This window comes from Pseudomonas sp. JV245A, assembly GCF_032424515.1.
Taxonomy (GTDB): Bacteria; Pseudomonadota; Gammaproteobacteria; order Pseudomonadales; family Pseudomonadaceae; genus Aquipseudomonas; species Aquipseudomonas protegens.
In genome coordinates, this window is record NZ_VYKE01000069.1 from 19,395 (window position 1) to 29,779 (window position 10,385).

The window sequence follows — 10,385 nt, forward strand, 5'->3', positions numbered from 1 at the left end:
GCTTTCGACCCTCTTGTGCTCTAACGCAAAGGTTTGAAAGTTATGGTTCTGGTTAAGAAAACGATAAGCCTCGCCGTCAGCTCCGCGCTGTCGTTGATGACGCTTGTTGCTCAGTCTGCAACCGCTGCTGATTATGAAAAAATCGACTTGTCCTCGCCCGAAGGTGAATCCCTGACCCTGGATGAGGCGTCTGTCGATTACACCGGCCGTGGGCCGGCGGTGCGGGTCAGCGGCGCTCAGAACCAGTTGCAGGGCCAGGGCTACGATATCCGGGCCACGGCGGACAGCCCCAACAGCGCGGTGGTGGGCGTGCAGGTGGACGCCGGCGGCAAGGCCGAACTGAGCGGCGTGACCATCAGCACCGGCGGCTCGGATTTCGCCACCGGGGCCCAGGCCACCGGCGCCGGCAGCCAGTTGACCCTGAACGATGTGCAGATCACCACCAGCGGCAACCAGAGCCGCGGCGTGGTGGCCAGCGCTGGTGGCCAGGTGCAGGTGGCCGGTGGCTCCATCACCACCTCGGGCAACCAGGCCGATGTCTTGTCCGCCTCCGGCATGGGCTCCAGCATCCTGGCCTCGGACCTGACCCTGACCGCCACTTCGACCGGCTCGGTCAATGCGGTCCGCGCCGCCGATGGTGCGGCCATCGAACTGCAGCGCGTCAGCATCCAGTCCAGCGGCTTCATTGGCGCGGTGGCCGTGGAAGGGGTCGGCTCCTCCCTCAGCGCCGATGGCGTCGACATCACCGCCGAGAATGGCCGTGGCATCGGTGTGACCAGCGCCGCCCTGACCTTTCGCAACGGCAGCATCAATGCCAAGGGCGACGGCATCACCTTGAGCAGCCTGTACCAGAAACCGGGTGGCACGGCGGTGGTCAGCCACAGCCGGATCACCTCGCAGAATGGCAACGGTATCAACGTCAACGCCGACCAGGCCGCGGCCGATCTGGACAGCGTGCAGGTCACCGCCCTGGGCGACTATGGCGTGGCGATCTGGATGCCGGGCAGCAACACCCGGGTGGACGTCAAGGACAGCATTCTGCAAACCCGTGGCCAGAGTGCGGTGGCCATCGACAACCGTGGCGGCGTGTTCACCATGGACGGTGGTTCCATCAGCACCCTTGGCGACAACTCCCATGCCCTGTACGCCTCGCCGGACACCACAAACAGCCCCGGTGCGGTGTTCAACGTCAGCCGCGTGCTGATCGAAACCAGCGGCCGGGGCTCCGTGGGGGCGCTGGCCCGCATGGCGGGGGCGAGCATCAGCCTGAGCAACAGCAGCGTCGTCACCCACGGCGACCTGGGCTATGGCCTGTTCGCCTCGGGCCGCGGTGCCAGCGTGGAGCTGCAGGACAGCGACGTGCAGACCGCCGGCGAGCAGGCTCACGGCCTGGCCATCAGCAACAACGCCACGACCCGCTTCCAGGGCTCGACCGTGGTCACCAACGGCAGCAACGCCCATGGCATCGTCAGTTTCGCCACCGGCGCCGGGGTGGTGAACGATGTGGAGGTCACGTCCAGCCATATCCAGACTGAAGACGGCGCCGGCATCCTGGTCAACGGCGGAGGCCTGACCACGCGCTTTACCGACAGTAGCCTGGTGGGCCGCAGCGGTGGCGAGCAGGGCACCGCGCTGTGGATCACCGACCGCGCCAGCGGGGTGCTGGCCGGTGTGGTGCAACTGGACGCCGTGCGCTCGAACCTGTTCGGTGATGTGCTGGTGGACGGCGGCAGCCTGCAACTGTCCCTGGCCGACCACTCCAGCCTGGACGGGGCGATCAAGGGCGGCAGCCGTGATACCCAACTGAGCCTGGACGACAGCAGTGTCTGGACCCTGCGCGGCGACTCCCAGCTCACCCGCCTGGCCAACAACGGCGTGGTGGAGTTCGCCGATCCCGGCCTGGCGGGGGCCTTCAAGCAGTTGCAGGTCAGTGGCGACCTCGAGGGCGACGGCCACTACATCATGAACACCGACCTGGGCCTGCAGCAGGGTGACCGGTTGATCGTCGGCGGCCAGGTCACCGGCAACAACGACATTCTGGTGCGCAACTCCGGCAGCGAACCGGGGGCCGAGGGCCAGAGCCTGACCCTGGTGCAAAGCGCCGGCGGCCCGGGTTCGTTCAGCCTGGCCAACCGCGGTGGGGTAGTGGATGCCGGGACCTATCGCTACGGTCTTGCGGCCGATGCCCAGGGCAACTGGAACCTGGTGAACGTCGGCCGTACCCAGCCGGCGCCGGGGCCGGACAACCTTTCCACCGGCGCCAGCGCGGCGGTCAACAGCAGCGCCATTGCCACCTTGCGGGCCACCTGGGATGCCGAGCGGGCAACCCTGGTACAGCGCCTCGGCGACCTGCGCCAGGGGGCCGATCGCCAGGGTCTGTGGATCCGTGGTTTCGGCCAGCAGCAATCCCTGGACAACGGCGTTGGCCGGACGTTTTCCCAACAGGTACAGGGCACGCAACTGGGCATGGACACCCGGCTCGACACCGCCGGTGGCACCCTGGTGCTTGGCGCGCTGGCCGGCTACAGCCAGACCGATCGCAACTTCAAGGGCGAGGGCAGCGGCAAGCTCGACAGCTACCACCTGGGCGGCTATGCCACCTACCTGGATGACTCGGGCTGGTACACCGACACCTTGCTGACCCTGAACCGCTGGTCCACCCGCCTGGATGTATGGGGCACCGACGGCGCCAAGGTCTCCGGGCATTCACGCAGCAAGGGCGCGGGCCTGTCGGTGGAAGCCGGCAAGCAGATCGATCTGGGCAACCGCTGGTTCGTCGAGCCCCAGGCGCAGGTTTCCATGCTCTATGCCCGCTCCGACAACTACCGCCTGGACAACGGCCTGCAGGTGCAGCCCGGCGATGGGCTGTCGACCCAGATCCGCACCGGTGCCCGGGCCGGGCGCAACCTGCAGCTGGAAGATGGCACACGCTTGCAGCCCTACCTCAAGGCTGGCTGGGTCGAGGATCTGTCGGCGCAGAACAAGGTCCGCACCAACGGCATCGCCAGCCGTCCCGATGGCAACGGCGGTGGCTGGTATGCCGGGGTTGGCGTGACCGGTGAGCTGAGCCGCCAGCATCAGGTGTATGCCGAGGTCGAGACCAGCGAAGGCTCGAACATCGACCGGCCCTGGGCCGCCAACCTCGGTTACCGCTTCACGTTCTGAGGGGCACTGGCGCTCGCCGCGAGCGTCTGGCGCACCCCTTGGGCATAGGACGTCTTGGCGATCGGCCCGATCAGAGCTTGCAGGGCCGAGTCGTCGAGGATCAGCGGCGAGCTGATCAGGTAATGCATCTCCACCATCTCGCGCAGCAGCGGGTCGAACAGCCCCAGCAGGCGCAGCAGGGGCTTGCCGATCACCCGCTGCTTGAAGCGGGTACCGCCGTGCTGCCGGATCAGCTCCAGCAGCTCGCGCTGGCTGGTGACCCCGGCGCCGCCCAGGTGCCAGGTCTTGCCGAAGGCCTCGGGCTGCTGGATCAAGCGGCAGACCACCGGCCCCACGTCGGGAACGAAGACAAACTCATGGGGCCGGTCCAGGGGGCCTACCAGGTTCGCCGTGCCGCCCTGGATCGCGGCCTGGAACGCGCCGTGCAGCAGGCTTTTATCGACCCCAGGCCCGTAGAAGTCCGGCAGGCGCAGCACCGTGGCCTGGATCTTGCCGTCGGCATGGGCCTTCCATAGCAGGTCTTCCTGGGCCTTGCGCATGCGGCCCTTGAAGCTGTTGGGCTGGCGCGGATGCTGCTCCGCCACCGGGTTGCTGCGAGCCATGCCGTAGGGATAGACGGTGCCGATCAGCAGGACCCGGCGCACCCCGGCGGCGATGGCGCCGTCCAGGGTCTGGCGCATCAGTTGCGGGTGCAGTTCGAAGCGCCAATAGTCCACCCCTACCAGATAGATCAAGGTGTCGATGCCGGCTGCGGCAGCCTCGACCGAGGCGGGCTGGTCGGGGTCCCAGGTGACCGGCTCGGCCAACGGGTCGGCGCCATAGGCCTTTAGCAGGCTGCTCTGGCTGCGGCCCACCACGCGGTAGGGCTGGCCCTGGCTGCGCAGGGTCCGGGCAATGCTCTGGCCAATGGCGCCGACGGCGCCGAACAAGGCTACTTGGGGCATGACGGGGTTCCTCGTGGATGAACAGAGCTTGCAGAGTGCGAGTTCCTCGGCTAAATGGAAATTGCCCAGACTTCGATGGTTTCTATAAAAAAATGCATAGCCCCACGGATACTCCCCCCCACTGGGACTGGTACCGCACCTTTCTCGCAGTGCTGGACAGTGGCTCCCTGTCTGCCGCCGGCCGCGCCATGGGTTTGACCCAGCCCACGGTGGGCCGGCATATCGACCAGTTGGAAGCGGCCCTGGGCCTGAAGCTGTTCACCCGTTCCTTCGACGGTTTCGCCGCCACCGAAGCGGCGCTAGAGCTCAAGCCCTACCTGCTGCAGCTGGCGGCGGGGGAGGCGGCCTTGCGCCGGGTGGCCAGCAGCCATGGCGCCGGGGTGCAGGGCAGTGTGCGGATCTCGGCCAGCGAAATCATCGGGGTGGAGGTGTTGCCGCCGATTCTCGCCACCTTGCGCCAGCAGCATCCGCAGTTGGTGGTGGAGCTGGTGCTGTCCAACCGTGCCGACGACCTGCTGCAACGCCAGGCCGATATTGCCGTGCGGATGTTCCGCCCGACCCAGGAAGCGCTGCTGGTGCGCCGGGTCGCCGACATCGAACTGGGCCTGCATGCCCACCGGGACTATCTGCAGCAGCAGGGCACGCCGCTCTCGCTGGAGCAGTTGGCCGGGCACGCCCTGATTGGCTTCGACCGTGAAACCGCGTTTATCCGCCGCCTGCAACAGCAGTACCCGATGCTGGCCCGGGGCGCCTTCGCCTGGCGCAGTGACAGTGACCTGGCGCAGTTGGCGGCATTGCGCGCGGGGTTTGGCATTGGTGCCTGCCAGGTACGCCTGGCCGAAGCTGATCCACGCCTGGTGCGGGTCCTGGCGGAGCAGTTCGCACCGAGCCTGGAAGCCTGGGTGGCGATGCATGAAGACCTGCGCAACAGCCCGCGCTGCGCGGTGACCTTCGCCGCGCTGGTGCAGGGGCTGGCGGCCTATGCCGGGGGCGATTGACCGCCAGGGTGTCGGCAAGGGTTGCCAGGTGGCCCCGGCAGCGGCTTATCATACGCTGTATGTTTAGGCCCCCAGGAGGCAACGCCCATGGCATTCGGCAAGGTATTCATCGCCACCTCGGTCGATGGTTTCATCGCCCGCAACGACGGTGCCATCGACTGGCTGCCCAGTGGCGAGTCCGGTGAGGACTACGGCTACGGCGCCTTCATGGCGTCGGTGGACGGAATTGTCATGGGCCGTGCTACCTACGACAGCGTGCTGGGTTTCACCCCCTGGCCTTTCGACAAGCCGGTGGTGGTGCTCAGCCGCACCCTCAGTACGCAGGACGTGCCGCAGCGCCTGGAGGGCAAAGTACGCATCAGCGCGCTGCAACCGGTGGCGCTGGTGGCGCAGTTGCGGGCCGAGGGCTGGAGAACCGCCTACATCGATGGCGGCACCCTGATTCAAGCCTTTCTCCAGGCCGGGCTGATCGATGAAATGACCCTGACCCGGGTGCCGGTGCTGCTGGGCACGGGCCGCCCCCTGTTCGGCGCACTGCCCCGGGACCTGCACCTGCGCTGCGTCGATTCCCGGCGGTATCCGGATGGGCTGGTGAGCACCCGCTACCGGGTGGAGCGGGGCGCCGTCCATGACTGACCGGCTCAAGCGCAGCGGCCGCCCTGCCGCAGGGCGTGAACTGAGCCTGGACCAGGTCCTCGACGTGGGCCTGGAGCTGCTGGAGGAGCTGGGGCCCCAGGGGTTCGGTGGCCGGGCCCTGGCGCGGCAGCTGGGGATTACCCCGATGTCGGTGGCCTACCACGTGGGCGACCAGCGCAACCTGATGCGCCTGCTGGTGGAGCGGGTGCACGCCGAGCCGCTGGCCGAGCCGGCAACGCAGTGGCCACCCGAGGCAAGAATCCAGGCGCTGCTGGGGGAGTACATGGCCCGGGTCCGCCGCCATCCGGCGCTGACCCTGTGCGTCCTCGGTGACCCGCAGCTGTTCGGCGGCTCCCTGGCCACCTTCAGCCAGCGCTTGCGCGAGGAAGTACGGGCCTTCGATGCAGACCCGGCGCTGTTCGACCTGCTGGTGGACTACAGCCACGGCCACGCCCTGGCGCTGGCCCTGGCCGGGGAGGGCGCGCAGGCGCTGGAGGGCGCTTTCGAAGCGGGGCTGCGCCGCTTGCTGCGCTAAGCGGCTTTCTACAGGGCGCCGGCGAGCATCGCGGCAAAGCGCCGGGCTGGCCATTCCTTGCGGTCCGACACCTGGCCTTTGCCCATTTCAGGGCAATCCTCCCGGCCCGGGCGTTCATTACATCCCTGCACCTTTGTTCACAGAAAATCACCGACCCACGACAGATTCCAACACCGCTGCTGGGGATACTGGCGCCTGCTCCGCCGGAGCGCCAAGGACCGACGTGACTGGAGAACCCCATGCGTAGACTGTTGACCGCCGTACTGATCTCGACCCTGGGGGCGGCCTCTCTGGTTCGTGCCGATGGACCAGCGCCATTTTCCAAGGTGTTCGAGGATATTTCGGCCGACCAGCCCGGCTGCGCCGCCGGGGTGATGCGCGGCGGCAAAGTGATCTGGAGCGCAGGCTATGGCGCCGCCGACCTGGCCACCGGAGCGGCGATCCAGGCCGATACCCTGTTCAACCTGGCGTCGGTGTCCAAGCAGTTCACCGGCTTTGCCATCCTCCAACTGCAAGCCCAGGGGCGCCTGAGCCTGGAGGACCCGGTGCGGCGCTTTCTGCCGGAGCTGCCGGCCTATGCCCAGGGCATCAGGATCCGTCACCTGTTGCACCACACCTCAGGGCTGCAGGACTACATGCTGCTGGCCGAACTGGCGGGGATTCCCCTGAGCCAGCGCTTTACCCAGCAACAGGCCCTGGACCTGCTGGTGCGCCAGAACAGCCTGATGTTCCCGCCCGGCAGCGAATTCAGCTACAGCAACAGCGGCTACGTCCTGCTGTCGAGCATCGTCGAGCGAGCCAGCGGCCTGTCGCTGAAACACTACTCCCGGGCGAACATCTTTTTGCCCCTGGGCATGGATCACTCAAGCATCGTCGATCAGTACCCGGTGCAGTTGCCGAACCTGGCCCGGGGCTATGAACCGGGCGGGCAGGGCAAGGCCCAGGTGGCGGTGGATGCGCGCTGGGAGCAGACCGGCGACGGCCAGGTGCACAGCAATGTGGCGGACCTGATGCGGTGGTTGCGCAACCTGTCCACCGGGCGGGTCGGGGGCAAGGCGCTGGTGGAGAACATGCGCCTGACCGAGCCCCTGAACGACGGTGATCCCGGCTATTACGGCATGGGCCTTGCCAACCGCAGCTACCGCGGGCTGCAAGAGCTGTCCCACAGCGGCGGCTGGGCCGGTTTCAACACCGACGTGGCCTGGTACCCCAAGCTCGATGTGGCCACGGTGGTGCTGTGCAACAGCGATGACGGCCGTGCCTCGGAGCGCGGCCGCCAGTTGCTCGATACCCTGCTGGGCTCGCCGGCGCCGTCCGGGGAAGCGGACATTCCGCCGCCACCCCCGAGCATCCGGGCGCTGCCCAAGGCATCGCTGAAAACGCTGGTGGCCGGCACCTACCTGGACGATGGCGGCCATCAGTTGCAGCTGCGGCGCAGCGGCAAGGGTTGGAGCCTGGAAACCTTCCCCGACGTCCTGCCGCTGACCCGGCAGAGCGATGAGGTGCTGGTGGCGGACAACGACGGCACCCCGATCTACCTCGCGGCGACCTCGGGAGGGCGGATCGCGCTCAACAACCCGGCCTCGACCTATGCCCTGGCCCCGCCCTGGAAGCCCGATGATATCCGCCCCTACGTCGGCCTCTATACCCTAGAAACCAGCCCCGGACAGCTCAAGGTCCATGCCCGGCAAGGCAAGCTCTATGTACGCATCGGCCTGTACACCTACCCGATGCAGCCCCTGACCGCTGAGCGTTTCAGCGCCGGGGAACTGGGGGTGCTCAGCTTTGCCGAGCAAGGCGCGGTGCTGACCAGCAGCGTGGCGCGCAATCTGCGGTTCGGGAAAGTCTTTGCGCCATAGCACGATACGCAGGCCGCAGGTGTCTGTACGCGCTTCATATCTTGCCTTTCTTGATGGCCAGGGCCAGGGCCTGGTGCTTGTTGGGGCTGTCGAGTTTTTGCAGGATCTTGGCGATGTGGTAGTCGATCGAGCTTTTGCTCAGGTGCATGCGCATGGCGATATCGGTGGAGGACATGCCATCGGCGGTGTAGCGCAAGATATCGATCTCGCGATCATTCAGGGCTTGCTGATGATCGTTGAAGATGCGCTGCAGGGAGTGTTGGCGGTTGATGTAGTCGATCAGCTTGGCGTAGACCTTGAGGACGCAAGCCGACCAGTCGAGGGGGTCGACGCCTTGCAGGGAACCCTGCTTCAACGAGGCGATCGACAACACCCCGTAGTTGCCGAAGCTGCAGGGCAGGCCGATGCTCATCCCGGAAAGAAAGCCATAGTCCTTGCCCGCCTGGAGAAACAGTTTGCTCTCGATGAAGTCGTCGCTCCATATCGTCGGGAAGTAGGGGGTCGGAGAATGGATCTTCAGGATCGGGTCCACTGTCCAGAATTTTTCCGCTTCGTAGTCCCGGCGCCAGGCGTAGCTGTAGCTATCGATGTTGTAGACAACTTTGCTGTGGGACTTCAGATCCGAGCGCAGTATGAAAGAGAACTCGGTGTGGTTGGTTTCTCGTTCCAGCTCGGTCCTGATCTCATCACATAACTTGCTCGGGATATTGACTCTCTTGAACTCTATCTCGGGCGATCTTCTCGTATAACGTCCCATTTTCTACTCCTTTAGAATCGGCCTGAAAAATGCGTGGGGAAAGGCCAGAAGTGCGCTTTTCCGAACTCAAGCCGGGACTTGATCCGCACCTCGTGGTGTTTGATCAAGTTGCCTTGGAGGTTCCAGTGTAGTTGCTGACGAGCGTTTGAAAATGCTGCGAAGGGACGCTGCACACTCCTTGGAATCAGTGCCGGAACTGTTCTGTCAGGTTCTATGAAGTGGGTACTGATGAATTTTGCGGGCACCGTTGAGCGGGGCCGAATGAGCCCCGGGACGAGGGCGCAAGGAGTCAACTTGTTTGGCTATAGACGCCATTCTGGATATGCAGAAAGATTATCGAAAAGAGGACCGGTAGGCCGTCTCGAAAAGTGCGGGGGGAAGATTTGGTAAAAGTACCAATTTCAGCTTGATTGGGTCGCTTTATAGTCGTTTTCAGCAAGTTGCCATAGCGACTTAGCTGGCAAGAAAACCATGACCCACTCTGGAAAAAAGGACTTTGAAATGAACTCGAACCCTGCCAACAAAGTGACTGAAGAACAAAAAAATGCCTTGTTCGTGCTGTCCAAGGTCGCCTATGACGCCGCCGTCGCCCAACGTGGCGAGATGGCCGCAGGCAAACCCGGCCTGGCCTCCTCGCTGAGCCAGCAGCCGCATCCCCAGTCGCTGTGCGGTTGTGGCTGCCAGGAGTATGTGTGCGGCTACTACTGCTTCAGTACCCAGGGCTGTGGATGCAGCAGCTACCTTTACATCAGCTCGAACCTGACCACCATCGGCCCGACGCAAAATCAGGGCATGCCCGCGCATTTCAACGGCAGCGCGAACGGGCCGATGAACGCCAGCATCAACCTGTCAGATGTCTACATGAGTGGGGTGTTCCCGGATGTCAACAGCGTGGTCAATCACACGTTGCCATTCAACCTGGAGATTTCATCGGGGGCGGTCACCATGACGTTTTACGACCAGGGGCGGGTGCTGGGGGTGATGCACTCGCTGCCGGGGCACTACTACAACGGCTATTTCCATGGTAGTGGCACCGGGACCTTCACTCTGGCCTGATGGCTGGAGCCGGGTGGACCACCTGGGGCAGGCGAGCCTATTGCTCGCCTGCGTCTTTTTATGCGGTACACGCCGAGGCTCAAACCCGCCGGCTGCGGCCCAGCAACCACAACAGGTAGAAACCTCCCAGCAGGCCGGTCATCAGGCCGATGGGCAGGTTGGCGTGGAACGCCAGGCGCTGGCTCAGCAGGTCTGCGGCCAGGAGCAATACCGCGCCCGTCAGCGCGCCCGACCCCAGCGGCACGTCGGCGCTGCGGGTCAGGCGCCGGGCCAGTTGCGGGCCGGCCAGGGCGATAAAGGCGATGGGCCCGGCAGCGGCGGTGGCGATGGCAGTGAGGCCGACGGCGGCCAGGACCATGATCAATCGGGTGCGCTCCACCGCGACCCCCAGTTGGCTGGCGGTGGCGTCGCCCATTTCCAGCAGGTTGATGCGCC

9 protein-coding genes are annotated in these 10,385 nt (G+C 65.3%); 6 read left to right on the forward strand and 3 right to left on the reverse strand.

Annotated features, from left to right (window positions below):
- Positions 1–147: 147 nt before the first annotated feature.
- Complete coding sequence (locus F6S12_RS18680; RefSeq protein WP_315869193.1) at positions 148–3,165, forward strand: autotransporter outer membrane beta-barrel domain-containing protein; 3,018 nt, start codon at positions 148–150, stop codon at positions 3,163–3,165.
- Here the strand turns inward: F6S12_RS18680 and F6S12_RS18685 are convergent.
- Positions 3,147–4,109 (reverse strand): SDR family oxidoreductase, encoded by a 963-nt coding sequence (locus F6S12_RS18685; RefSeq protein WP_315869194.1) that lies wholly within the window; start codon positions 4,107–4,109, stop codon positions 3,147–3,149. The two genes, F6S12_RS18680 and F6S12_RS18685, sit on opposite strands and share 19 nt — an antisense overlap.
- Positions 4,110–4,201: 92 nt before the next feature.
- Between F6S12_RS18685 and F6S12_RS18690 the strand changes: the two genes are divergently transcribed.
- The 4 genes from F6S12_RS18690 to F6S12_RS18705 all read left to right on the forward strand — a co-directional run bounded on the left by F6S12_RS18690 (position 4,202) and on the right by F6S12_RS18705 (position 8,137).
- Positions 4,202–5,107 carry a LysR family transcriptional regulator gene (locus tag F6S12_RS18690; RefSeq protein WP_011061908.1) on the forward strand — a complete coding sequence of 302 codons (906 nt, stop codon included), beginning with the start codon at positions 4,202–4,204 and terminating at the stop codon, positions 5,105–5,107.
- Positions 5,108–5,194: 87 nt separating this feature from the next.
- Complete coding sequence (locus tag F6S12_RS18695; protein ID WP_123472701.1) at positions 5,195–5,743, forward strand: dihydrofolate reductase family protein; 549 nt, start codon at positions 5,195–5,197, stop codon at positions 5,741–5,743.
- Positions 5,736–6,278, forward strand: a complete 543-nt coding sequence (locus F6S12_RS18700) for a TetR/AcrR family transcriptional regulator (protein WP_236203994.1) — start codon at positions 5,736–5,738, stop codon at positions 6,276–6,278. Before F6S12_RS18695 ends, F6S12_RS18700 begins: the two co-directional genes overlap by 8 nt.
- Before the next feature lie 239 nt (positions 6,279–6,517).
- Positions 6,518–8,137, forward strand: coding sequence for a serine hydrolase domain-containing protein (locus F6S12_RS18705; RefSeq protein ID WP_169893522.1), 1,620 nt, complete (start codon positions 6,518–6,520; stop codon positions 8,135–8,137).
- 34 nt (positions 8,138–8,171) lie between these two features.
- Here the strand turns inward: F6S12_RS18705 and F6S12_RS18710 are convergent, their stop codons facing one another.
- Positions 8,172–8,894: a helix-turn-helix transcriptional regulator gene (locus tag F6S12_RS18710; RefSeq protein ID WP_053152451.1), complete on the reverse strand. Its 723-nt coding sequence runs from the start codon at positions 8,892–8,894 to the stop codon at positions 8,172–8,174.
- A gap of 501 nt (positions 8,895–9,395) precedes the next feature.
- Between F6S12_RS18710 and F6S12_RS18715 the strand changes: the two genes are divergently transcribed.
- Positions 9,396–9,950, forward strand: a complete 555-nt coding sequence (locus tag F6S12_RS18715) for a hypothetical protein (protein WP_015636055.1) — start codon at positions 9,396–9,398, stop codon at positions 9,948–9,950.
- A gap of 79 nt (positions 9,951–10,029) precedes the next feature.
- On the opposite strand, the gene F6S12_RS18720 is transcribed toward F6S12_RS18715, so the two are convergent.
- Positions 10,030–10,385 (reverse strand): iron chelate uptake ABC transporter family permease subunit (locus F6S12_RS18720; RefSeq protein WP_315869195.1); only part of this gene is annotated, 356 nt, incomplete at its 5' end.

Coding starts and splice junctions, on each gene's coding strand:
- F6S12_RS18710 (WP_053152451.1), bottom strand. CDS start 8,894: ATGGGACGTTATACGAGAAGATCGCCCGAGATAGAGTTCAAGAGAGTC.
- F6S12_RS18705 (WP_169893522.1), top strand. CDS start 6,518: ATGCGTAGACTGTTGACCGCCGTACTGATCTCGACCCTGGGGGCGGCC.
- F6S12_RS18700 (WP_236203994.1), top strand. CDS start 5,736: ATGACTGACCGGCTCAAGCGCAGCGGCCGCCCTGCCGCAGGGCGTGAA.
- F6S12_RS18695 (WP_123472701.1), top strand. CDS start 5,195: ATGGCATTCGGCAAGGTATTCATCGCCACCTCGGTCGATGGTTTCATC.
- F6S12_RS18685 (WP_315869194.1), bottom strand. CDS start 4,109: ATGCCCCAAGTAGCCTTGTTCGGCGCCGTCGGCGCCATTGGCCAGAGC.
- F6S12_RS18690 (WP_011061908.1), top strand. CDS start 4,202: ATGCATAGCCCCACGGATACTCCCCCCCACTGGGACTGGTACCGCACC.
- F6S12_RS18715 (WP_015636055.1), top strand. CDS start 9,396: ATGAACTCGAACCCTGCCAACAAAGTGACTGAAGAACAAAAAAATGCC.